The organism is Paenibacillus sp. 01T442, assembly GCF_056398345.1.
In genome coordinates, this window is the sequence record NZ_JBFTPF010000024.1 from 21,009 (window position 1) to 47,028 (window position 26,020).

The 26,020-nt window shown below is 45.7% G+C and carries 18 protein-coding genes; all 18 read right to left on the bottom strand.

The genetic code is table 11. The features are described from left to right. Nucleotides 1-200: 200 nt before the first annotated feature. The 18 genes from AC1DLM_RS18950 to AC1DLM_RS19035 all read right to left on the bottom strand — a co-directional run bounded on the left by AC1DLM_RS18950 (nt 201) and on the right by AC1DLM_RS19035 (nt 25,921). Complete coding sequence (locus AC1DLM_RS18950; RefSeq protein ID WP_441987209.1) at nt 201-1,286, bottom strand: Gfo/Idh/MocA family protein; 1,086 nt, start codon at nt 1,284-1,286, stop codon at nt 201-203. 405 nt (nt 1,287-1,691) lie between these two features. Further along, a complete protein-coding gene (locus tag AC1DLM_RS18955) occupies nt 1,692-2,747 on the bottom strand; it encodes an alpha/beta hydrolase family protein (protein ID WP_477570838.1) in 1,056 nt (351 codons plus the stop codon). A gap of 158 nt (nt 2,748-2,905) precedes the next feature. Next, a complete protein-coding gene (locus tag AC1DLM_RS18960; protein ID WP_477570839.1) occupies nt 2,906-4,327 on the bottom strand; it encodes a LamG-like jellyroll fold domain-containing protein in 1,422 nt (473 codons plus the stop codon). A 51-nt stretch (nt 4,328-4,378) separates the two neighbouring features. Next, nucleotides 4,379-5,065, bottom strand: a complete 687-nt coding sequence (locus AC1DLM_RS18965) for a hypothetical protein (RefSeq protein ID WP_477570840.1) — start codon at nt 5,063-5,065, stop codon at nt 4,379-4,381. 86 nt (nt 5,066-5,151) lie between these two features. After that, entirely contained in the window at nt 5,152-5,301 is a 150-nt protein-coding gene (locus AC1DLM_RS18970) for a hypothetical protein (RefSeq protein ID WP_477570841.1), read from the bottom strand. An 88-nt stretch (nt 5,302-5,389) separates the two neighbouring features. Then, complete coding sequence (locus AC1DLM_RS18975) at nt 5,390-6,931, bottom strand: extracellular solute-binding protein (RefSeq protein ID WP_477570842.1); 1,542 nt, start codon at nt 6,929-6,931, stop codon at nt 5,390-5,392. Continuing rightward, nucleotides 6,928-9,063 carry a hypothetical protein gene (locus AC1DLM_RS18980; RefSeq protein ID WP_477570843.1) on the bottom strand — a complete coding sequence of 712 codons (2,136 nt, stop codon included), beginning with the start codon at nt 9,061-9,063 and terminating at the stop codon, nt 6,928-6,930. Before AC1DLM_RS18980 ends, AC1DLM_RS18975 begins: the two co-directional genes overlap by 4 nt. 119 nt (nt 9,064-9,182) lie before the next feature. Next, nucleotides 9,183-11,072, bottom strand: a complete 1,890-nt coding sequence (locus AC1DLM_RS18985; RefSeq protein ID WP_477570868.1) for an alpha-L-arabinofuranosidase C-terminal domain-containing protein — start codon at nt 11,070-11,072, stop codon at nt 9,183-9,185. A gap of 134 nt (nt 11,073-11,206) precedes the next feature. Next, entirely contained in the window at nt 11,207-13,063 is a 1,857-nt protein-coding gene (locus tag AC1DLM_RS18990; protein ID WP_477570844.1) for a sensor histidine kinase, read from the bottom strand. After that, complete coding sequence (locus tag AC1DLM_RS18995; RefSeq protein WP_477570845.1) at nt 13,060-14,073, bottom strand: response regulator; 1,014 nt, start codon at nt 14,071-14,073, stop codon at nt 13,060-13,062. The genes AC1DLM_RS18990 and AC1DLM_RS18995 overlap by 4 nt, the downstream gene beginning before the upstream one ends. 89 nt (nt 14,074-14,162) lie before the next feature. Continuing rightward, nucleotides 14,163-15,035, bottom strand: a complete 873-nt coding sequence (locus AC1DLM_RS19000) for a carbohydrate ABC transporter permease (RefSeq protein ID WP_477570846.1) — start codon at nt 15,033-15,035, stop codon at nt 14,163-14,165. A gap of 3 nt (nt 15,036-15,038) precedes the next feature. Further along, complete coding sequence (locus AC1DLM_RS19005; RefSeq protein WP_477570847.1) at nt 15,039-15,983, bottom strand: ABC transporter permease; 945 nt, start codon at nt 15,981-15,983, stop codon at nt 15,039-15,041. Nucleotides 15,984-16,340: 357 nt separating this feature from the next. Further along, a complete protein-coding gene (locus tag AC1DLM_RS19010; RefSeq protein ID WP_477570848.1) occupies nt 16,341-18,581 on the bottom strand; it encodes a glycosyl hydrolase family 95 catalytic domain-containing protein in 2,241 nt (746 codons plus the stop codon). Nucleotides 18,582-18,596: 15 nt separating this feature from the next. Continuing rightward, nucleotides 18,597-19,475, bottom strand: a complete 879-nt coding sequence (locus AC1DLM_RS19015; RefSeq protein ID WP_477570849.1) for a carbohydrate ABC transporter permease — start codon at nt 19,473-19,475, stop codon at nt 18,597-18,599. A 16-nt stretch (nt 19,476-19,491) separates the two neighbouring features. After that, complete coding sequence (locus AC1DLM_RS19020) at nt 19,492-20,457, bottom strand: ABC transporter permease (protein ID WP_441987222.1); 966 nt, start codon at nt 20,455-20,457, stop codon at nt 19,492-19,494. Nucleotides 20,458-20,544: 87 nt separating this feature from the next. Then, nucleotides 20,545-22,182 (bottom strand): extracellular solute-binding protein, encoded by a 1,638-nt coding sequence (locus AC1DLM_RS19025; protein ID WP_477570850.1) that lies wholly within the window; start codon nt 22,180-22,182, stop codon nt 20,545-20,547. 212 nt (nt 22,183-22,394) lie between these two features. Further along, nucleotides 22,395-24,710 carry a helix-turn-helix domain-containing protein gene (locus AC1DLM_RS19030; protein WP_477570851.1) on the bottom strand — a complete coding sequence of 772 codons (2,316 nt, stop codon included), beginning with the start codon at nt 24,708-24,710 and terminating at the stop codon, nt 22,395-22,397. 83 nt (nt 24,711-24,793) lie between these two features. Further along, nucleotides 24,794-25,921, bottom strand: coding sequence for an alginate lyase family protein (locus tag AC1DLM_RS19035; protein ID WP_441987225.1), 1,128 nt, complete (start codon nt 25,919-25,921; stop codon nt 24,794-24,796). Between the last annotated feature and the right edge of the window lie 99 nt (nt 25,922-26,020).

Genomic DNA, 26,020 nt, shown 5'->3' on the forward strand with positions numbered 1-26,020 from the left:
GCATTTCATATCGGGAGGGTAAATCGATGAGAAAGGTTGCACTTTTGCACTTTTGCACGCTTCATAGTTTTMCGAGCCGTTCCAACTTATTGTCCCAGTGGGCATTGATGATTGCCAAATCCAACGCGATCTCTGCCTGAATAGTATGCTAACTCCTTTTCCCMTTCACGATGGCCGCCATTCGTCTCATGATCCTCCCTCTATTGCGGCTTATAGGTGATCAGCATTTGATCGACCATCATTTTGAAAATCGTCAAATCCTGCTTATAGTCTTCCGGTGTCGTCTTCAGACTCTTATCCTGCGTGATGGATTCATGGAAAATTTCCATTTCGATGGTGTAAGGATCTTTAAACGTTGGCCGATGGACACGCTCCTCGTAAGCTTCTCCTACTGTTTCACCTACATGCAAGGTCGTCGGCAAATGCCGGATATAAGGTGTATTGTACTGTATTTTCAACTGTTTCGTGGATCCGAACACCTCGATATGGGCATCGAAACGTCGGTTCTGATCAAGCCCCGTTTCATACGTCGCGTAGAAGCCATCGTATTCGAAAGTAGCTGCCATACTCGAACCCCCTTGCCATTGCACAGCGGAAACGACGCGATTCGGGACACCAATAAGCTCGCGCATTGCTGAAATATCATGTGAACCTAAGCCAAGCAGCAACGAATAGGCATTATAGATCTCCTGCGGAACATCACCAATCGCTTGCCTCATCAATCTTTGGTGGATGGTTTTGCGTTCGATCGCCGCTTCAGCCGGAATGTCTGTAAAGCGATGCACGGAGCTCGTTTGATTTGTAAAAAAATGATTCATCCCAATTATGCCGCGAATAACCGCATATTGAATGCGTCCCATGTCTCTGACATCCTGGACAGCCTGTGTAAATGCCGGTGCATAGCGGCGCATATAGCCGACCATGACCTTCACACCATGTTCATCTCGTGCTTCTATGATGGCATCAGCTTCTTGCTGAGTCATCGTCATCGGTTTTTCAATAAACACATGTTTCTTCTGCCCGATTGCAGCAATCGCACATGCCGTATGATACTCGTTGCTATTTAGGATAAAAACAGCATCAAGATCAGACTGCTTAACGAGCTCCAATGCATCTGTATACTGCTGGTGGACACCATATCGAGATCCTGCCCACTGCACTAAACGGGGAGATATATCACAGATCGCAGCTATTTCATAACATTCGCTTAGTGATTCTAGGATCGGCAAATGAATAATTTGAGCAACTTCTCCAAGCCCGATGACCCCAACTTTGAGTTTCTTCATGTCAACAACCTACCTCCGATTAACATCGTAAATTGAACGCCACTTCCCCTAGTACGAGTAGTCGATTGTGGAAGAGTGGTATCTACCTGAACAGTACGCTAGTTAAGCGTCGGTGTATATTTCAATTTGCGTCGTTTACTTCGAATCGATGTGAAATCCCCTTGCAAGAACACTGCAAAATGAGCCGAAATCTTCAATATCAGTTCTGATGTCCTCTTATTTGGACTGCCCCCGTCCTTGCACCATGCCGAAGATACGGAACGTGGTTCCCTTTCTCAGTACCGCGATCCACTGGAGCGTTCCCCCTACTCTCCCGACTAAATATGCATAAAAAAATCCCGGCTACATTGAGCAGGGAACGCTTGATGAAAACTGTAAAATAGTGTTTCTCCGTCTATAGGCCAGTTATTCGTTTACACGTTGCGCACAGCATCCGCTCATAACCGTCCCATCGGCCCATTCAAGATGATACGTATACTCTGCTAAAGCCGTTAATTGAACACTTCGCCTCTCAACGTCATACGTCAGTTCAGCGAGATGATTCACAGAGTCAAGTTGAAGCTTGAAGTACTTCGTGTACACATACCCGCCTACGAGAAGCTTGCCCTGTAACGGTAGCTGAATCGGTGTCGGATGGTCGAGCCGATTACGCTCGGATTCCTGTTCCACTCGGAGTGACTGTTCGGGTCGAATATGGGCTAGATGTCCTTGATCCCCGACACCTGCAAGCTCATCATAACGAACAAGCTGATTTTTKTTCAGTTGCTCCATCTCATTTACATAATTACGTGAGTGAGTGACAGGGACGCGAATATCCCCATCGCCATGCGTAATGTAGAGTGGAGTGTGCACATTCATAGCCAAGTGCAAGCCACTTCGAGCTTGGTAACGCTCCATATCTTCTTGCGGCGTGCAGCCAATCCAGACATCCATCTCGTCGCGAAATTCCCCGACTTGATCTTGTTCATACCAAACAGCGTAATCCGACATCCCATACAACGCTGATGCAGCTGCAAATAGATCAGGAAATTTGGCTACGGTGGCAAGCACATTACCGCCGCCGCCACTTCCGCCTTCCAAGTAAACAGGCTCTTCTGCGAACAGCCAGTCCTTGTATGCTTGACGAACGAATTGGACAGCATCATAGATATCAATCAGCTCAAGCCCATTACAATCTGCGCTGCCTTGGGAGAAGGCACGCCCACGCATATCCACTTGTACAATCAAATACGGGCTTTCATTCGGGGTATCCCTCCGTTGCGGCTTCGGCATACTCATATGCCAGCCGTGCAGTTGAATAAGCAGTAAACCTGGCTTCTCAGGCCTGATCACATTCATTCCGAGTTGAATTCCTGGTGTAACCGAAGAAGGATATAACCGAAAATCCTGGTAGGGCGAATAAGCTTCTACCAATCCTTCCATTTTATCTAATCGTTCGGAGTCCTCGTACTGTGCAAACATGCAGCCACCTCACCTTTAATAAAGTCAATACCTTCTCGGATCTCTCCATTTGAGTTGTCATAGCTCTGTAATTCGACATGTAGAGGGTTTTCCCTTTGTCATACCTGATGCTAAAGAAGGAGCTAAGCGTGTTGTCGCTTAGCTCCTTTCCATCCAATCTACCTGTGCCTCAAATCCTCCGGCTGCAGTGGCACTGAGTAAATCCGCACATTTTTTATACACCCTTGGAATGCGGCTTTGCCGTCGTCATCACCAAACGCATCTTTCCCAAATCGTCCACCATACCCGCCGGCAGTATCATGAATGTTGACCCAGCCGATGTCCGCGTGACCTTCCGCCACACAAGTCCTATTCAAATATAAACATAACTTACCTTCTACGTAAGTAACTGCCGTCTGAATCCACTCTTCCAGAGGTAGTAACGCCTGTTCACCAGAAATCTTGAGTCTCGTTCCTTTCGAACAGACAACGGCCTCCAATAAACCATCCTTGATGCGTAGTGAAAGACCATTCTTGCTATCACCTTCATCGAATAAGACCTGAGTTCCCATTCTAGAAGTTGCACGGAAATGCATTGTCACAGACCGCATAGCGAAGCCTTCGTGTAAGAAACCCTCCGTCCCTTCTGCAGCAATACGAACCGGTGAGTAGGTCGGTGTTGGGTAATGTACGGATAACGCATATTTCTCGATAAGCTGTTGAAGTTCTATTTCACTAAGGGGAAACATCGTTGCATGTCGAGCACGGTAAGGAAACCGAATCAGACTTTCTGATAGTTCAGCAGACCAAGTTTTCATATCGGAGGATTCCATGACTCCGAATTTACCATAGGCCCAGTAGTCATAGTACAGTCGCCATTTCTTCACACGATCAACCCATAGAAATTCCGGACCTTCTGTATAATCTGGCGTTTGGATACCAGGAATAATTTCATAGGGTCCCTCTAGTTGATTAGATACTGCCAAAAAGTTCATCGGTGGATGCGGATATTTGGTTGGCTCATATACATGACTTTCATCCTTAATGGCCATATAATACTTACCTTCATGTTCGGCCAGGCTCGCATCGATCGTCTGAAAACCTGGATCGTAGAACAAGGTAGTGGGACAGAACGTCTGCCAATCCTTTGTACGTGAACAGTAATGCTTGCTGTTACTCAAATCTTGACCTGTGCTAGATGCCCAATAGATCAAGAATTGGTCATGGATAGGATCATAAGAAAACTCAGGAGCCCAGCTATTCACCGTATCCGGAATATCCTTCATAACAGGAAGTGCCCTCTCATCTGTCCAATGAATGAGATCGTCTGACGTTGCATATCCGATGCATGGCCCCTTCGGACGAATTGTATAGACGAGGTGCCACTTCCCATCAGGCCCTCTTCCAATAAAGGGATCTCTTAAAATTCCTTCGCCAACATTAGACGCCCATACCGGTTTATTCTCATTCAATTCATACCAGTGCAATCCATCTCTGCTATAAGCGTAATGTAACTCTTCAACTTTGTGGGTTTGCCCCGGACCTGATCGAAAATAGCCCATGAGATAGGCGTTATGATTGCTTTTGCTCGTCGTAAGCACTTATGGAGTTCCCCTTTCGTGAAAGAATTATTTTTCAAGGCATGTTAGGGATTAATTTTTGCGAAGTGTGTTCGAGTAGTGATAACTGGATCCGGCACTGTTCTGCGCGGTAATCCGATAGTAATAAGTAGTTCCGGAAGTCAAGCCCGTGTCCGTATACGTCGTACCTGTAAGTCCACTTTGGATAGCAGTGAAATTCGTATGCGGCTGGGTGCTGCGATACACGGTGTAACTATCCGCATTATTCCGATAAATGCGTGCCCAATTATAATTGGCCTGCACATTTAGGGAATAGAGGCCGAACTTGCCACTTGTAAATGTGCTATCCGTTACTGTAAACATGGGTCCAATTTGATTTAGGGAACACACAATTGTACTGCCATCTACCCGGATCGACATCAACAATTTGGATATATCCAACGATGTGACTTTACTATCGGTCATTACTTGCTGGGTCGTTTTACTAATAAGCACAGTTTCTATACCGTTCTGTACCTTCACTAACTTAAATTTATCCTCGTTGATGTTATAAACAAATTTGTAATAGTTGTTAACATCCACATAACGTGCAACGACACCATAGGCATAGGCAGATTTCCCCGAAGCCATTGCAACCTGCTCAACACTTGTTTCACCCTCATAGTTGCCGGTTGCACTGTTGCTGAATATGGTTAATCCCGTCGTCGCAAGTGGTGATTGATAGAAATTAGCCCCTCGGCTTGTATCGGTAAAGACCAACCAGCTTCCTTTATTTTGTGACCAGTTATCCGCTGCACCGTCTTCAAAATACTCATGATAGGTTTCCGTTCTAGTTGGTACCCAGCTTAAGCCAATCGCGGTCGTCGTCTCGCTGGTGATTTGATCGTCGCAGTAGAATTCGCTGCTTGCGCAGGAACAGGCATAATGAATGACTGTGAAAACGCGATCAAACCAATCAATACCAAACTTATGATGCTTGAACGAATCTTCATCATAACATCTCCTTTAAGAATGAGGATGAGGTAAACGAGCAACGTGACCAGGCGCTCTTCCCTAAGATACGCCTGTCACGGTGACATCTGCTTACTTACGTTGCTTATAGATTTCGTTAATCTCTGATGTTAATTGTTCACCTCCGCTTTTTAACCACTCACTCACGGCTTTGTCAATCTCTTCAAGAGGTGCATCGCCTGCAATGACACGAGACATCGAAGACATCCACTTCGTGTTCATGGTCGTGAGATTAATTTTCTTATAGGCCTCAGTTTCTGCAGCCAAACCTAAGCCCACATTCGGCCAGTCGTATTTATCGTTATTGTTCAGCCATTGTTCCACTTGTTTCACATAAGTTTGGTCATTATATTTGTGAAGCTGAATCGCTTTATCCGCGCGTCGGAAGAAATTAATGGAGAACAAACTCCCTGTTTCCTTCGTTTCTAGCTTCGTAAACGTGCCATCGGCATTTTTCTTATAATCAATACCTTCTACGCCTTCTTTCAATAGATCATAGCCTTCATCGGAAAGCATGTAATCGAGTAATTTGAGAATCCGCTGTTGCTTCTTCGGATCTGTATTTTTATTAATAACAACTTTGACTTGACCCATGCCGTCTGTTTGCGTCGCGCGAATTCCCGTTGGACCTGCTGGAGGCATCAATTGGACAAGCTCTGCTTGCGGAGCATTCTTCTTGATATTAGGAATATCTAGACGAATCACTTCGTTCGGGTTCACAAGGTGAATACCCGATTGGCCGTTCCAGAGCTTATTTCTGGCATCTGCCGATTTCATAACCAGGAAGTTCTTATCGAGCACTCCTTCTGCATAAGCTTTCCGCAGGAAACCGATGAAGCCCTTGAGTTCATCTGTTTGCGCCTGCATAGCCACTAACTTCCCATCTTTTAAGGCCCATTCATTGGCAAGTCCGAAGGCCCCCATGAGCGGAGCAGCATTTCCAAAGGTACCATTGGAATTCACAAGTACAGAGAAACCTGTTGTATCTGCTTTGCCGTTCCCATCGGGATCTTTGGTGGCAAATGCTTTCGCTACTTCATAGAATTGGCCAATTGTTTCAGGCATCTTCAGGTTTAATTTATCTAGCCAATCCTTTCGGATCGACATAGAGAACAGGTGGGGAATACTATAATAGGGAATTCCGAAATACGAGTTCTTATTGTTAAGTTCTGCCCATGCACTTTCGGGGAGTTGTTTAGTTAAATTGGGATACCCGCTAAGAAAAGGTTTCACATCCAGAAATACACCTTTGTCTCGCCATTTCATGTAATCCTCGGTGGCAATGCGATATACATCTGGTAAGCTGTTTGAAGCCGCCAAAACACTAATTTTATCGTTGTAACTCGCACCGGGAATCCACTGGATATCCAGCTTAATGTTCAGCTTCTCATTCAACTTTTTCACTAGCGGTGAGTCGCTTGATGGGCCAATCTCAGCATATTGCGGAAGCATTAACGAAATGTTCATGAGCTCTTTGCCATCATCAAGATTTGCGGATGTAGCTACTGGTGTAGCGCTCGCAGCGGAATTCGTCGTCCCCTTATCTGTTGAACATGCGGCAAGGCTGCTTACAGAGAGCATTAGCGTAAGGCTTACTACAACTGTTTTTTTCACTTCAAATCCCCCTCTGATTTGTGTGCTAATCGGAATGTAATCCTTGCTACTGAGCCTGCTGGTAAAAGTAAAGATACCGTATTGCCTTCTTCGCGTATAAGCTGAGTCTCAACCAGATGATACCCTCGCTGCTCATACCAATCGGTATGTCGCATAAACGGTGAATCACTGTATTGCAGCAGAACAGATGAATTGGCATGATCGCCATCCCATCCTCCCTGCAACTCCACCTTATGGGCTTTCTTCAAATCTCGGTTGACGACAAAGAGAATCATTTCAGCGTTGTCTTCTGATAGGATTGCCGCTGCATCCACATGGGCGATCCCCGCCATAGGTCTGATCCTTACCCACGTTTGAGGTATGTCAAACGTCGTACCTTCTGTTTGAAGTTCAAAGCTACGCCACTTTGTCTCCGTTCGCATAAACGGCTCTGCATAAAATCTGGACGTATCGTTGCCAGGATTAACGGGTCTCATATCGACAGGATACGCCCGATAATACAGGGTGTTATCTCGTTGGTACGCATATTTAACGCTATCCCCTTGGCGAATAAACGTATTGAGCATGGCGGCAACATAGCACGCATGAGCCATCGTTTCGTACTCGGCTTTGGGCCAATTAGCATCCGTTTCCGGTTCCAAATTCCATTCACCAATTTCAAGAGCCAATGGTTCAATGCCATATCCGCCTGCGAGCTCTTTCAACTCTTGAATAAGTACCTCATATTGGGAAGGATACGCTACTAAAACTTGATTATAAAAGCTTGGATCTGCTTCATTGCTCACTAACCAATCCTTACGCAAGCCTTCGTCCCTTATTCCTCGCGTGTATTGATGAATATCAAGCCCATCCACATAATCCTTTCCTGCAAGCGCAAACAATCGTTTGTTCCAGATCGGTGGTTGGCCTGGAATTTCGGAGAAGTCTACATACATGGGATCCTGCCCAGCGATTATAATGGTAATGCTTGGGTCCACTTCTTTCATTTTCGTATAGTAAGTTTGGATCCTCTTCGCGAAATCAATCGAGTTGGTATAGCCGAACTGATAATCACCATAGCTCTCATTCCCAACTTGCCATAGCTTCACTCCCCACGGTTCTGGATAACCGTGCTCTGCGCGCAGCCGTCCCATTGGCGTCGAAGCATCGCCATTCACGTATTCCACCCATTCTGCTGCTAATTCAGGTGGTAGATCATAACTGAAGCCAATATTCATGAAAGGCTCTGCCTCGATCAATTGGCAGAAGCGTAAAAATTCGTTCGTCCCGAAATAATTAGGTTCCAACCCGCCMCAATTCTGATTATCTCGAACAGGTCGATGCAGCCAAGGTCCAATGCCATCCTTCCAATTGTATTCATTCGCATAATTCCCACCCCACCGAATCGAAGTGACATGATAGCGCTTTAATAACGCAATTGTCGTTGGATTATACAAGCCTTCAACAGCATCTCCTGACATCAGCATCACCCAATCCAGATCAACGAAGCTAGCTTCTTCTGTATTAGCAATGATCAATAGCTTGTATTCGCCAAAAGGTGAAGCTTCATAACGTGACGAACTTACACGATCCAACGTCAACTCAACCTCATAGCGGTTCCACTCTTGCGTCAACTGAATCCTGCTGTCACTGCGTAATTCACCAGTTTTATCTTCAATCGCTACTTGCAGGTGAGTTATCGAACCCGTTGCCCGGCCGTACAATTGCAATCGGTAGGTCAGCGTTCGCTCATCGGCAAGCGTAATGCGTTGAGCAATGCCTCTGCTCATCGTACCCTCTCCGAGCTTGATCCGCTGGAACGTCTTCCAACCTTGTTTGCCATGTACACCGCCTTGCAATTGCTCGAAGGCATCAGTTACATCACCGACAGGCTCCCACGGGTAAGCTAACCCCGTTGTCGGCTCGACGTCTCTGTACATAATCTCAGTGCGCATGGTCCATGGTAAATTCGTGCCATCCTTCTTCCGCTTGGAGAACCAATGTTCAAACGATCCGTTAGCTACGCAATCATCAATAATACCTGGGTACGTATCTCTGCCATTCGTTTCAAAAAACTTGCCGAAAATCCGCTTATCGATGTACCACGGACTTACTTTCTCTGGAGCTGATTGAATGTCTATGTGTATTCCCACAGCTGCCCCTCCTCTGATCATTACTCTTTTTCACAAAAGCAGATTAATTGCTTACATGTTTAGTATGCATGGAATTCATTTATTTATCGTTACACAGAATATCTAAAACTTATCCGATTTCATTCGATTGTTTCAAGTTCTACTTCCAGCACATAAATGGCATGCGGCTCTAACGTAGTTTGCCACTTAGCATCATCAAGCTGAACTTGTTCAACCTGGGTTTGCAATGCTTGAGGTTCAAATACCGTATTGAACGCCTCGTAGTCTGAGCCTGAAATAACTGAGACGCGCGCCTCCGCCTTCGGTTCCCACGCTGTCAAACGGCAAGAAACTGGCATCTGTCTCAAGCTTCGATTCACAATAAACAGCGTCAGTCTATCCAACTTCGCAGATATCCCTGCAACGACATCTAATTCAGGCAGCTGCTTCAAGGAGAGTTCTAACTTCGATGCTCCAGCATCATAGGTAGGACAATCCACCTCTACCTCCACCAGCCGGTCTATTTGGCAATTCGCATATAATCGCAAGGAATGATAAGTAGCAGTCCCAAATATGACGTGGTTATTCCCGCTCCAACCTGGTTTCCTCATCCGCTCGTAAGCATCACCTACGCGAATGCAGCCGCCAACCCAACCGTTCACGAGATCAGAGAAATTCGCAATGTGAACAAGATGGCTTTGACGTATCATTTCGTTTAGCATGCACGCGTTGGCAACTGCAGCTTCTAGTGTATGATTATTGGGTAAATCCGGGTTTGGGAAGTACATCGTATTCCATTCCGTAACGGCAATTTTCAGATGCGCTAACTCATCGTTGTTTCGAATCAAGCTTTCAACTTCCCCAAATAGTGATCTCGCCACTTCCGGAAAAGCGGTAATCGCTTTAAATCGTGCTTCTGATGGTGTTCGAGCATCGATAGGGAAAAAATTCTGTCCTTGGTAGATATGCAAAGTAAAGAAATCCATTTCCTTGCCTGCCCGTGCCAGCACCTTCTGATTCCAGCCAGGCGCCAATGAATCTCTCGCCGTTCCGCATCCCAATAATAGAATGGAAGCGTCTTTGGCTTTCATGGCTCTAGCAAACTGGACATACATGTCTGCATAATGCTCCGCTGTACATACCCCAGCCTGCCAGGGACCATACATTTCATTGCCAACTTCCCAATACTTCACGCCATATGGCTCAGGAAATCCATGGCTTGCGCGCAATGCCCCCATTGTCGTCTCCATATCGCCATTGCAATACTCTACCCAATCCGCTGCTTCCTCCGGCGTTCCGGTACCCATATTGACACAGATTTGAGGCTCTACCCCCAATTGCTTGCATAGTGCTATGAATTCATCCGTCCCAAAATACTTATGGACATGTCCTGCTTGTTCCCACGCTTCATTGATATAATTAGGCCGCAAGGAGGTCGGGCCAACAAAATCTTCCCAATGATATAAACTAATATAATTACCGCCTAAACGCATAATCCCGCTATTCAGAGCTTTTGCCATTTGAAAGACATCTCTCTTCAATAAGCCTGTTAGTGTCGCTTGATCGGGAAGAAGTGAAATATGATCGAACCAGATCATTCCCGTCGAGACGGAATCCTCCCACTCATTTGCAGGTCTTGGAACTGCCCAAATCTGTAACTCAGCGGCAGAAATAGCGCCTGAAACGCTCAATAAACCTCCTAATTCCTTCCATCTATGTCCAGTAATCTCGAGCTCTGTTTCACTTACAACCTTACCGTTCAAGCGATCAACAATTCGCACCAACACACGATGGATTTCACTTGTCGCTCGTACATATAATCGGAGCGTATGATGGCCGGCTTCTAAATGAATATGTTGGCCAATGCCTGACATCCCTCGATCTTTATTCCATATTCGAATCTTTTGACTATGACCGCTATGCCCTCTTGCTGCTGGCTCTAAGGCATATTGCGTATGCTTCCCATCGTGAAGAGGAAACCACGAACCTGATACACCATCCAAGTTCGTGTCTTCTTCTTCAAAATCCATATTGCGAACGGGAAATGCCAACATTGCTGTCATATGATCATCAATATCCTCAATAAAATGACCAAACAGGTAAGGACTTACCGTGTGACTTGAAAGCTTTTTTTCAACGTTGATATGCGCTTCTTTCATACCCTTCACTCCTTTATCCTGGTGCCGTCTTCTTCAAGAACAGGAATTCGGATGGAAACAACGGTTCCCCTGTTTGCAAATGACGTTATCGTCAATCCATAGGCTGGACCGTATTGCAAGACTAATCGCGCTTGAACATTCACTATGCCTAGGGATTCACTCTTAATTAGCGTCTCGTTTGCTTGAGTTACAATCCAACTCAACCGCTCCTGTAATTCTTTTAGTTTAGTTTCTTCTATGCCATTGCCATTATCGGCGATTTCAATAATGAGATCGTTTGCCTCCTGATACGCGTTAATAATAACCGTTCCATTCCCGCTCTTCGGTTCAACTGCGTACTTAATCGCATTTTCAATAATCGGCTGCAGCGAGCATTTCACGATGCGTATATCGAGATATTTCTCATGTACATAAAAGCGACTCTGGAAATTTTTTGGAAATCTAATTTTGATAATTTCCAGGTATTTTTCTAATTGATTTATTTCTTCTCTAAGCGTTACGATCGGCTCAATAATGGAGGCAGTATATCGATAATAGTCACCTAAATTTTTGGCAATAACTTGGATCCGCTCATTTTTTTCGATATAAGCTAAGCTATTGATAATCTCCAACGTATTGTAGAGGAGATGCGGATTGATTTGATTTTGCAGCGCTTGAATCATTGCTTCTTTTTGCCTCAGCAGAATGTGCATTTCATTGACTTTCATGGAACTCACCGTTTCAATGAGCTGTAGAAGCTGGTCTGTCATTCGGTTATAGCTGCGGCTCAGCAGTTGAATTTCATCTTTCCCAGGTAATACCTTGGCACGTACGTCTAAATTTCCTTTCTCTACATGCTCCATCAGCTGCTTCAATTGTCGAACTGGCCGGATGAACCATTGCGCCACCATCGGTACGAGCACTAACACAAAGGCTGCAAGAATAAGCATCGCAGCAAGCATGGCTTTTCTAGCCACTGTAATCCCGCTAGCCATCTCCTCAAACGGCACCATTGCCACAAGCTTCCATTCCGTTAACTCCGAATAATTGGCAGCAACCAGCATTTCTGTTCCTTGAAGCTCTTGAACCGAAGAAGATGTAAGTAAATTCAAAGGAGCTAACTCCGTTTGTTCGATCCGCTTCCCAATCCAATCCGAATTCGGGTGATATACGATCGTGCCATCGTTGGCTAGTATGAAAAAATAACCCTTTTTGGCAAGCGAAGATCGGACAATCGTTTTCTCAAGTTCACTAATGCGCAAATTGATAACAAGTCTTCCTCCCAGCTTCATCGTATCTGTCGCGTAAATAGGAACGAGTAAGGAAATCACGTTTTTACCTGTGACTTGCGATTGATGGGTTGGAAGCACCTTTAGAGTACTGCTCATCGGCATGGCAAACCAAGGCTCATTCAGATAAACTTTGGAAGCCTCATCAAAACGCTGCACATTGGAGACAATTCTGCCGCTTTGGGACATGAGAAACATACTGTCAACCTCGCTGTAATTAAGGGCGACGTAATTATTCAGCACATCCTCCAAGTCGGCCAGTTGAGCCGGCGTACTCGGCGCCTCGTTCACTAGCCAATTCTGAACAATTCCCACATTCCCCAACTGGCTGTTAAACTCATTGCGTTTGGGCAAAGGTCCAGCCAAGAGGGATGAAACTGATATTTTCATTTGTTGAATATAGAGATCGATTTGACGATTCAAGCGATACGATGCATCATCAGCGAACTGATAAAAATCGTTTCTCGCCGCTTTCGCATATAAGTATTGGGAAAAAGTACCCATTAAAAGAATAGATGTCAAAGTTGCAATCAGTAAGATGACGATCAATTTAGCTTTAATCGAATAGCGGCTGAACCACGTCCCCCATCTCATAGGCCGAGACTCTTTCGATATTCATTGGGTGTCAGTGAAGATACTTGCTTAAACACTCGGTTAAAGTAAGGTAAGGAAGCAAAGCCGACCTCATCGGCAATTTCATATATTTTCATATCTGTATTTCGTAAAAATTCCAACGATTTTTCAATTCTTATTTGATTAACATAGTTCACAAAGCTTTTCCCCGTGTACTGTTTAAATAGTACGCCAAAATAGGAGGTGCTTATATTGGTGTAATCGGACATCTGTTTCAAGGTTAGCTCATCCTGTAGATGTGTCTGTATATAAGTAATCGCTTTCTTGATTACCAAACGCATATTATTGTTAGAGAACTGCGGGTAACGACGTATCCACTCATGCAAAATCGTATGAAACACCTGGCGCACTTGCATTTCGTTGAGGTCTTCCGAAATAGTGGGCTCTTCAAAGCTCGGGTACATGATTTTCACAAATTCCATGAGCTTGCCAAGAAAGATCCGAACATAACTTGTCTTCGCACCATGATCGAGTGTCCGATTCCCGAGAATCGCACCCAATACTTGGTTCGCTTGCTCAAACAACGTCACCGGATTCCCTTCAGATAAGCGATCAACAAAGATCTGAATGTCCTGCAGCAGTTGATTCGATTCAGCGAATGTTTCCAGTCGACTGACAGATCGTGATAAAGCCGAATGCAGCTCCATCTCAGATATAGGCTTTAGCAAGTATTCAGAAACATGCAGACGGATCGCATTCTGCGCATAAGAGAATCTATCATGTCCGCTGATAATAATGGAAACAACAGGTAGACGCATTTGTCGAATACGCTGAATCAGTTCAAGTCCATCCTTGTCCGGCATTTGAATATCGGTAATAACAACAGTCGGCCAGAGCTCTTGAAGGAGCCGCCATCCCTCCTCGCAGCTGGATGCCTCGCCTGTCACTTTAAAGCCATTCAATTGACCGACCATTTCTACAATAGCATCTCTAATTAACAGCTCATCTTCTACAACGAGAACATGATACATACTCTGCTTCCCCCTATACCCTCATGGATGTGATTACTTCAACCATACAATAGGAAGAACGTATTTGAACAGTACATACTTGGCCACCCTTACCCTTTTACCGAACCCATCATCATACCTTTGCTAAAATATTTCTGCATAAAAGGATACACGAGTAATAACGGTGTTGCGGTTAGTAGAATGGCTGCATGCCGGACAGCAGGCGAATATTCATAGCCATGCTCCGTCACGGCTAACCCTAATTCGGAAGCATTCACAATCAGTACCTGACGAAGAAATACTTGAAGCGGATATGCTTTGATATCGTTGAGATACAAGACCGCTTGGAAATACGTGTTCCAATTAGCTACCGTATAGAACAGGCTGAATGTTACGATGACCGGCAAAGAAATCGGCAGGATTACGCGCCAAAGAATACTAAATTCCCCACATCCGTCAATACGGGCAGATTCCTTGATCTCGCTAGGCAACGTTTGAAAAAAGCTGCGCATGACAATCATATTAAACGGAGCAATCGCATTCACGAGCCAGATTGACCAGTACGAATTAATCAAACCAAGTTTATTCACGACTAAATAGGTAGGAATCATGCCTCCGTGAAACAACATGGTGAACAGAACCATAAAGTTAACTGCCTTTCTGCCTCTTACGCCAGGTTGAGCCAATCCGTAAGCCATCAAAATGGAGAGGGTCATATTGATGATGGTCCCAAACACCGTCAAAGTAACCGCATTCTTGAATGCACCTGTAAACTGATCATTATCTAACAGAAACCGATACGCTTCTAATGTCCACATTTCAGGCCACAGCACCACACCTTTCAGGAGCAACTCTTTACTTGTCGCAAAGGAGCTAAAGATTGTGAAGAGGAAGGGCACAACAACAACCAAACCCAAACTTAATAAAATTAAGATAACCACTGTATTAAAGATCTGATCCTTCCATACTTGTTCTGATTTCATCGACTAGTACACCCCTTCCTCGCCGAACTTGCGAGCTAAGCGATTGGCACCGAGTACAAGTACAAGTCCTACAATGGATTTAAACATGCCAACAACGGCTGAATAACTGTAATCTCGCTGTAAGATTCCTGTCCGATACACGTAAGTATCAAAAACGTCTGACACATTCACATTTAATGGATTTTGCAGCAAATAAATATGCTCGAACCCAATGTCCATAAAATTGCCTAGTCGTAAAATAAACAGAACGATCACCACATATCGAATACCAGGTAAGGTAATATGCCAAATCTGCCGAAACCGCCCTGCGCCATCAACCTTTGCCGCTTCATACAAGGAAGGATCAATGGATGCCATTGTTGCTAGATACAAAATGGATCCCCAACCCATGCCTTGCCATATATTTTGTAAGAGCCACATCGGGCGAAGCCATTCTGCTTTCGTGAACAGCTCGATTTTACCAAGCCCCGAGGATTGAAGCCATTGATTAATAACGCCATCTTGCGATGAAAACAAAGTCATTGTGATAGATACAATCACAACCCATGAGATAAAATGCGGTGCATACATAATCGTTTGCACGACATTTCGGAGAGCTTTCAATCTTGCTTCATTAAGAAGGAGTGCCAGAATAATGGGAGCTGGGAAGAAAAAAAGAATATCCATGCCGGCAAATAGAAACGTATTTTTTAAAAGCATAGGAAAATCGTGTTCTGTAAATAAACGTTTGAAATTGTCAAAACCGACCCACTGACTTTTCATAATCCCAACAAAGGGGTCATAACGCTGAAAAGAAATCAACAAACCAAACATGGGAATGTATTTGAAAATTAAAAAATAAAGCAAGCCTGGTGCAATCATGACGTAGAAAGGAAGATGATCTAGTCTCCATGTTGTCTTCCTCAGTTTAATAGGCGTAGCTTTGGGTGATGTCAGTGCATTCCTCATGATTACCTCCACATGTATGTACTTCATTTGATATTTATTATACGGACAGCACCTCCTAATTACGTTGTCTAGAATAGCTATTTCTTAACCGATTTCACTTTATCTATCGGTGTAGCCCAAAAGGCTACTCGTGTAAATAGCGCTGTGCCATAACGTTATTCGGGTTACTAGCGTAAGTGGCAGGGTTTAATTATCCAGAATTTTCATCCAACTGCATAGGTCATGTATCGTTCTATTTCTTACATTATTTTTCCATATATACAAACAGGTAGACCCACGGCCACTGGCTGAGGGTCTACCTGTTTGTATTTATTGTGAGGCGAATTTGTTTTAAACGATAGAACAATATTTATCGCCTTAATTGTCTGAATGAAACCCGTATAACCGCCAAGGCTTGTGTCCACCGAAGTACCGCACAACCTTGTCCTTTCCTTCGACCGGACGTACATGGAAATCAGGAACCTCTTCACTCGGATAGAGTACAGCCTCTTCGCCCTTCTCCAACGCCAGTGATAGCTCATCGTGGATAACCGTTTCACCAGACACTCGCTCCGTGCCATCCACGCCGAAGATCTCCCATCGAATCCGTCCCTGCCAGCCCGTCTTGATCAGACAGGGTTCTCCCGCCAAACTCTTCACTCTAATCCACTGCGTGGCAGCATCCTTGCGGACTGCGCTGACTAAGAAAGCGCCTTCCCCACGCAAATCATGGAAGGCCAGTTCTGTCCACGCTCCCGGCACAGCCGGAAACACTCGCAGCTTGCCGCCCCAGCTCTGAAGCAGCATATCCTGGATCGATTCTGCACCGGCCAGCGGCGTTTCGATCACCGGTCCCGCTTCCTTGTACATCGTATTCGGCTTGATGATGAGCAGCAGTGATTGCAGGAGCCGCATCGCCTCATCTCCCCATCCAAGAACTGCGGCAATGGATGCCGCTCCGGTCATACTGAAGCCGCGTAGATCGCCTTCTTTCGCCAGCCAATGACGCAGAGAAGTAGCGATTAAAGCCCGCTCTTCCTCCGTTTCTCCACTGATCAGATGCAGCGGGAAAATCGCCAGCAAGTGACTAAAGTGACGATGGCCGTAGGCAAGCGGCATATCAAGCCCCACCATAAAGCCAGTCTCATCGACTGGCAACGGAACCAAACGCTCCAGAATGTCTTCCCACTTCGGACTGAGCGGATCGCTAACGCTCAACCTCTTGCATATCGCAAGCAAGGTCTCACAGCCCCAGCGCAGCAAGGAAAGATCATAATGACAGTCCGGCACCGTTGTCCGCATGAATGAGCCGTACTCAGGAGATATTGTCGGAGGCAGATGCAGGCAGCCGTCCTCTCCCTCCTCCAGCAGATGGATATAATAATTCACACTCCGCTTTAAAATCGGAAATAATATTTCCTCCAACATGCCATCATCCATGGTATATCGGTAGTGCCGCCACACGTTATGACAGATCCACGTTAAATTGCCAACCTCATCCTCTACATTCGTCTCCAAGTCGAAGCTGCAGCTCCGTCCTAACCCAGCCGAATCATGCTGGAAACGTTCAGGCACATTGCGAATCAGCTGGTTCCTATTCGCATGCAATGAACGAACAAGAGATTCCCCCATCTCCAAACGATTAGCCGTATAAACTGGTGAATAACTCATCTGTACATTCATGTTAAACCAAACACCAGGCCAAGGCGTCGATGTAAGCCAAGGACCTTGATTATCAATCAAGGGTTTGTCTACTCGCGTAGCTGAAGCCAACTTATACATTTGTATCCAGTAAAAGCTTTCCAATCGTCCATCCGGCAGCGAAACGAAGCTTTGCTGGTAATATCGGTGCCACCATGCTCGGTGAGCTTGTACCCATTCTTCGAAATTCGCTGCCGTAGCCTGTCCCACCGCCTCTACGGCTTCAGCCTTTGCCGCTTCACCATACCCTCGGGCAATGGACAGCCAACAGATCCGCCGATTCGGCGAAACCTGCACGTCCTTCCAAGCGGTTACGCAGCCATCTTCACCGGAATACCGTTGGGTACACACGCGGATGCCATCCTCATCTTCCGTATAGGCTACTTCCGTCTGCGGCACATATTGATTCAAATTCACGCCGTCTGCGTTATTCAGAACAGGATCGACTTCTGGAAAAGGGTACCACGCAAAGCGAGCGCCACTTTCTCCCTCTGTCGTCTCGATCTCGATGGCGATCACCGGATCGAGACTGTGCACGAGTGAGCGCAGTTTAACCACTCCGCTCGTTGTCGTCAACGTAGCCTGCAATTCAGCGTTCCACAAGTTAATGCGCATCTGTGTGGGATGATAGATCTTTCCTTCCAATTCCAGATCTAGTTCACCAAGCTGAACGCGTGGCGGGAATCCCGGTTTGTCCGTACGGATGGCCGTGACATCCGTGCGCCCGGTCACCATGCGAAGCACATTTCGCTTACTCGCATGCTCCTCGCCATAAACCATCGTGCCGAGCAAGCCATTGCCGAGGAAAKCTCCTTCGTCCCAGCTAACTGGCTTAACTACCCATTCCATATCGTTATTGGCCATGTAGGCTTCCCAATCGACCTCTAGTTTAACCGCCGAGCTGTTAACTTCTTTCACGCGAAGATCCCTCCTCTATCCTTTGACGGCTCCGATGAGAGCACCTTTCACAAAGTATTTCTGTAAAAATGGATATACGAACAAAATCGGAACCGTCGCAACGATGATCGTCGCATACTTCAAGGTAGCGGCCAACATGGCGGCATCGTCATCGGAAGCGCCTGAATTGGCATTGGTTTCCCMTTGCAGCAAAATCCCCCGCAGCACGAGCTGCAATGGATAAAGCGAACGCTCCTGCAGGAAAATCATCGCATTAAACCAGGAATTCCAATGGCCCACGCCGTAGTACAGCAGCATGACAGCGATCACGGGCATCGAGAGCGGGAGTACAATCCGAAATAGAATCACGAAGTCGTTCGCCCCATCGATTTTGGCCGATTCCTCAAGTGCATCTGGGATTGCTTCGAATGCCGTCTTCATCAGAATCAGATTAAAGGTATTGATGGCAGTCGGAATAATAAGCGACCATAAGGAATCAATTAATCCCACACCTTTGACCGTCAAGTAAAGGGGGATCAAGCCACCGCTAAAGAACATTGTAAAAATGATAAACAGCATGAGCGGCTTGCGGTACCGCAAACTCTTTCGCGAGAGGGCATAAGCCCCGAACGCAGTGAGCGTGATGTTCAGCACCAAGCCTGCCAGTACGACAAATAGGGTATTACCGTAGCCTCTCACAATCATCGGATTGCGGAATACATTCGTATAAGCATCAAGCGAGAAACCGAGAGGACGCCATAACATGCCCTTATAGCCCATCAGAGTTCCTGCGTCACTAACAGAAGCAAACAACACATAAATAAGTGGATATACGGTAAGCAGCATCAACAAGATCAGCAGCACAACATTGATCGCATCGAAGCATTTTTCTGCAAAGCTCGTTTTGTTCAGCATCTTCATGCACTCTCCTTTACCACAAGCTTGTATCGTTAAATTTGCGGCTCAGCCAGTTGGAGGAAATGAGCAGGGCAAAGTTGATGACCGAGTTAAACAAGCCCACCGCTGAACTGTAGCTATAATTGAAATCTTGCAGACCTACACGGTACACATAGGAAGAAATGACGTCTGCCGTCTCATAAGTGCCCGGATTGTACAGCAAAATAATTTTCTCAAACCCGACATTCATCATCCGACCGATATCGAGAATAAGCAAAATAATGATAATTGGCATAATTCCCGGCAGCGTGACGTGTGTCATTTGTTTCCAGCGACCAGCGCCATCGATTCTGGCTGCCTCGTACTGCTCTTGATCGATTCCGGTTAATGCCGCCAAAAAAATAATCGTTCCCCAACCAATATTTTGCCAGATCCCGGAAGAAACATAGACGGTACGGAACAGACTCGGTTCGAGCAAGAAAGTCGACCGTTCTCCCCCGAAGAAGGCAATGATATCGTTGATGACACCATCACTGGTTGTAAAATCTTTCAGTATCCCACAAATAACAATCAAGGAAATAAAATGCGGCATATACGTCACGGTTTGCACAATTCTTTTAAAGAAAGCATGCCTTAATTCATTCAGCAGAAGTGCCAAAATAATAGGCGCAGGGAACCCGAACAATAACTGGTAGAAGCTAATCAGAACCGTATTCTTAATCGTTCGCCAGAAGTAGGCACCGTTGAAAAAATTAACAAAATGTTCGAACCCAACCCAGTCACTCCCCCAAATACCGATTCTTGGGGAGTAATCCTTGAAAGCGATCAGGGCGCCATACATCGGCGCATAATGAAAGACGACATAATACAGCAGAACAGGCAGCAACATTACATAAAGCAGTTTGTTTTTACGTATATCCAGCAATAGCCCGAAACGAAATACTTTTCGTTTGTCTTCAATGGCTGTAACTGGCTTCGTTTTGGAAATCATGGTGTTCATCGCATCACCTTCTCCTGCCACGGCCCTATTCTTGCGGAAGGTCGGAACAATACGTTCCTCCTCCCGCAAGATTATGCCGTAAACTAATTATCTCTTATTGTATCGATCCAGCGCTTGCTGATAAATTTGGGTCACCTTCTCGATCCCCATTTCATTAATCCGTTTGACATACTCATCGAATTTGCTGATCGGCTCTTTGCCCATAACAAATTTAACAAACATCTCTTCTTTATAKCTCGTAATCGCTGTACTCAATTTAGCCAGTTCTTTACTTTCTTCCGTTGTTGGCGTCAAGAAAGGAGGCATCACATGCTTGACAGCGTCCGTTTGCTCCCAAATCCCGACAGCTTCATCTTGCTCTTTGTACGTATTGAAGCTCTTCCGGCTGTCACCCAAGAACGGACCGTTCGGCTTCGTATATTGGGAAACCATTTGCTGCAGGCTGAATTTCGGATCTTTGGTGATTTTATCGGTGAACGTAGGTACGCCATTGTTCATCGTATAGCTTTCGCCTTCTATACCGAAGTTGAAGAGCATTGCGCCCTTCTCGCCAAACGCATAATCCATCCATTTGACAGCCAGCTCCGCATGTTTGGAATCCCCTGCAACAGCTTTACTTACAGCCGGGTTGTACTTAAAGTCACGTTGACCGATGAAAGCGCGTTCGCCTTTGTTCAACGTCGGGTATGGAGCAGCTACAAGCTGGTAGTTCGGGTTCGTCTTCTTGCCCGTATCCATCCATTTACCCACGGCGCTAAGTAAGCCGACTGTCGCTCCAGAAGCATTGCTTAGTAATTTCGTATCCTGCGATTTGGAATCCGTGTTCAATGCAAAATCCTTATCTAGCAAACCTTCCGCATACCATTTGTTCAGCAGAGTCAGCGCATCTTTGAATTGAGGATCGATCGGTCCGAATTTCACCTTGCCTTGATCATTGATGTAGAATCGGTTGGCTGTTTTATAAGCGCCAATGAAGGCATCCTGAATATTCAATTCATTGCTGTACTGAGCGGTCAAAGCAGCGGTAGCTCCTTTTTTCTCCTTAAACGCTTTCAATACGGTGTACCATTCATCAATCGTCGTAGGCACCTTTAGGTTCATCTCATCCAGCCAGTCTTTACGAAGCATCGGTCCACGGAAAACCAGGCCGTTGTCCGGACGAATCATTGGAAACGCGTAGTAGGTACCGTTGTCCGTTTTAATCATTTTGTCCAGCTCTTTATCCTGTTGCAGCAGCTTCTTTAAATTTGGCGCGTTTTTATCGATCAAGTCGTTGAGAGGAAGGATGACCTTGTCGGCAATCGCCTTCTCTGGTCCACCTGGATACGCCGCTGTTCCACCGCCGCCCCAATTGTATTCAATCACATCCGGCAGATTGTTCGAAGCGATTAGCAAGTTGAATTGTTCCTTCGATTGACCGTCAGCAGGATGCGTATACTTGACTTTAACGCCTGTTTCGCTCTCCAATCGCTTACCAAAAGGGGAATCGCCTATATTCGGAAATAACGTTGTCAAGTTCGGGTTAATCTGCTCCCAAGATGTTAGTGTTTCTTGCGTAGCAATTGGATATTTGCCTGCTGCCGCAGTTGGTGCTGTCTTTGTTGTAGCAGTTCCCGTTTCACTTGGTGACTTCGTTGCCTCTTTGGAACATGCGGCGAACATACTAGAAGCGACCACAACGCTTAGTGCTAGGCTTATGGATTTTCTTTTTGAACGACTGCTCATGTGGAATCCCCCTCATATTGTCTAGTGCGATTGATTTCGTTGCAGCACTGTAGCTTCAGTATGGCTGGTAAAGCACCCTTTTGAATATCGTCAAAACTGCAAATCACTATTTAAAATCCGTAGAAAGCAATCATCAGAATCCAAAATCACTATGCAAAAAATGAAAAGTCGCGCAAGCAAGCTTGTACGACTCCATGTCAAACGGTTACGTATCACTTTAGTTCTTTGTATTTCCCTGGCGTAATGCCCTCAAACTTCTTAAAGGTCCGATTAAACGTATTGATATCCGCATACCCAACCTTCCGCGCAATCTCCATAATAGAGAGCGATTGTTCGCTTAGCAGCTTCTTGGCCTCTTCGAGCCGTGTTCGACTTATATAATCAAGCAGTGCATCGCCGGTTTGTGCCTTAAATTGTTTGGATAAATAAGAAGGCGTGATTCCGAACTTCTCTCCGATCATCGAAATGTTCAAATTATCTTCCGCATAGTTGGCTTTCACAAATGAGCTTACAAGCTCGCCAAGCGGACTGTACTCCTGTTTGCGCTCAGCTTGGATGGACTGGCAGACCTGCCCAAGAATCGAAAGGATTTCCCCTTTCATTTCTTTCATCGTTTCGCATCCGAAAAGTCGTTCCACAGGATGAAACTGTTCGATAAAGGACGCTTTATTACTTTGCGAGCCGATTTCATTCATCGTTTTCAACATCGTGCTGGCTAGATCAAACATGAGACACTTGCCAAGCGGTACGGACAACACGGCATTAGATGCGTTCGTTTCTATTATTTGCTCTATGATGGAGCTCGACTTCTCATAATCGCCTGTTTTGACAAAATTAATCAACTGCTGCTCCACATGCAACGGGTAATAATAATTTCCGGCCTGGTGGGCAGCCTCGGAACTCGGTAATTCGTCGTATCGAATGATCTCTCCCCCTCCTACCACAAGTCGATAAGCCATTGCCGACAGCGCTTCTTGATAAGCCCCGGCAATCCCGAACAACTCGGTATGAATTCCGCTAATCGACACCGTCAAATGGACATGGAAATGGTCAAGCAAGAACAATTTCACCTGCTCGGCAACCTGCCGCAGCTCTTCGGGGTCCTGCCCTGTGCCGAAATTAAAAATACAGGCCTGCATGTCATCAATTTCCGTTACGAAACCCCGATGCTGGCTGCCGATCACTTCTTCCACCACATTCATCAGGATGAACTGCATCAACTTCACCTTTTGTGGATCTACCGTGACATCATCCTGGAATTTGCCAAAATGATCGATATGGAACAAGAGTACAGCAAAATGAGGGGATGACAGCTGAATATCGTGCGCTGAGAGTGATTCATGTACAGGAATGTCCTGCTCCAGATTCCCCTTTAGGAGCCCCTGCAGAAAATGCGAGCGAATGGCATCGCGGTGCTGATGCAAACGGCGATCAACCTGCTCTTTCTCTGCGAAAGTATTGTTGAGCGCATCTTGCAGGAAGCCATACTCATTCGTTCCCTCGGCAAATGAAATCCCTGCTTTCATGGAAAAGCTCCGGATGAGCAGATTAATCGGATTGTAATTTTTGCGAAGGAACAAGAAAGTGACCACCCCGCCCAGCAGAAGKCTTAGCAAAATGCTAGCATACACGAGCCTTTTCATATATCTCATCTTGTCGTCAAAACGCTCAGCAGGAATCATCGACATGTATTTCCAACCTGTCCTAGCTGACGTGGTATAGGATACGGCGACCTGCTTCCCGGCTACATCCCCGTAGAAGAGTCCATTTTCGCCAGTAAATTTGTCATAAGTAAGAAATTGCGGCCTTTGCTCAAGACCACTAGAAGCAACTAGTCGGTTTTCTTTATCCAACAGCGCAACAGATGTCGCTTCCGATGGCGGAAGATTGGCAAGCAGTTTCGTATCTCTCATCACGAACAGGAGCACTGCACCTGGCTGATCGCGATTCGCCAATGAAACCGATTTAGCAAATAAAACAGCTTTATACGAATTGTCATTCTCTTTCATCGTCACGGGCATATAGGCCTGAACATAGCGTTCGTCTAGAAACGACTTCCAAGCATCATAACCTCTCAAGGTTTGTCCGTCCAACATCTGAAACAATTGGCGGCCGTCCGTCCGATTACGGGTGGATATGACCGTATCGCTATTTTTGTAATACAGATAAATTTGTTCAATGAACTCATTCGCTGTCTGGTACACCCGCAAATCATTCGAAATGGTGACTAAATCGTAATAATCGTTATCCGAAAGCGGCAGTGAGGTATTGATAAACGCATTCACCTGTTTATTAAGGGAAATTTCCAGACTTAATCGCTCAATACCTCCCAAACTGTTATCTATCGCTAATTCCATCTGCTTCAATGCGTTCGTGTTGGCACGATTTACTTCCGATTCGACCACATGCCATGAAGCCGCGTATAGAATTCCGCTGATGATGATTGGGACGAGCAGCACGGAAATATAAGAAGTAAACCAAGTAAACATTACGCTGCGTTTATTAAACCGGATCCGATTAAACTTCATTAGCACTAACCCCTTATCCCCATTTGTCACTGTTTTCATATATTATAGCGAAAATAGAGGAACCCGTCTCGGTTTTAAGTCCCTCATATCCAAAGCAGCGGCTGCTTAATGGCCATATTCCGCCGCAGTTCATCTTCTTTCGGCTTTTGATCTAATGTATGCCATAAGGCAAGTAGCCTTTCAGAATCATAAGCCAACCCTGCAAGCAGTAAGAAAGACATGCCTACTGGCCAATGCGCATCATATTCGACATCCCGGCCATAGGGCCAAGTTCGTTTATTTTCTATATAGGGTAGTAAGAAAGAAATCCCCTGCTCGATGCCTCTGCCATCCGACAGCTGAAATTTCCACAAATTATCGTCCGGCGTAGAAAGAAGGTGCGTAAGCGTAACGAAATTATCGAGTGTAAAAAGGGAATAGGCATAGGGCTTCGTACGGGACAATTCCCGCGGAAAACTGCCATCTGTGGCCATCTGTTCGACCAGTAGTTTGGTCTTGTATTGTTCTCTGCACCAATCCAGCATCTTATGTTGACCGGTTAACCGCGCAAATGCGGCCGCCTGCACATACCAGCATACCCCATGATTGTTCGGTTCGTTTCTTTCTTCCACCCCTTGCGGATGCTCATTCATCCACTGCAAGTAATTCGCGAACCATGCGGAAACACTTTGCAGAACAATAGAATCTGTTACAGACATTTGACTGTGTTGCAGCATCTGAACAGCTTCTGCCACATCAATCAAATGCAGCGTATCGATCACACCGATCCCTCTGCCATCGCAGACGCCAGGCACTGCTTGCGCGTAAAGCAGATGCGGATTCATTCGTGTACTCTCATTGACAAAGAATGCGTCTAGCAGACGAACTGCGTGGGAAGCGTACCGTTGCTCACCCGTTATCCGGTATGCGGCAGCCAGACAAGCGACACGAGATCTCATTCGGCGAAGGAGAATCCGATGTGCATGGAAATTATCTGGATTACTCTCACCATCTCGGCGCACATACGGCAGTCCATCTGACGTATTGGGATTTGGCCACCAGTAATCGCCATTTGAATAATAGTCATGAGCGTTTCCCGGGCTATGCGGGGCTATCTCATCCGTAATCTGAACAGGAAGAGTTGTCAGGCAGGCATCCGCCTGTTGGATGATCGCAGTCAGATCGACATATAAGCTCCACTGATCTTTATTTATTTGGCTAAAATGTTCCATATTGATGTTCTCCCTTCAAGTGTGTAAACAAAGCACTAAATGCAGCAGGCCAGATCCCGAAAAAAACGGGATGCCAGGCCTACTGCATATGATCTATCC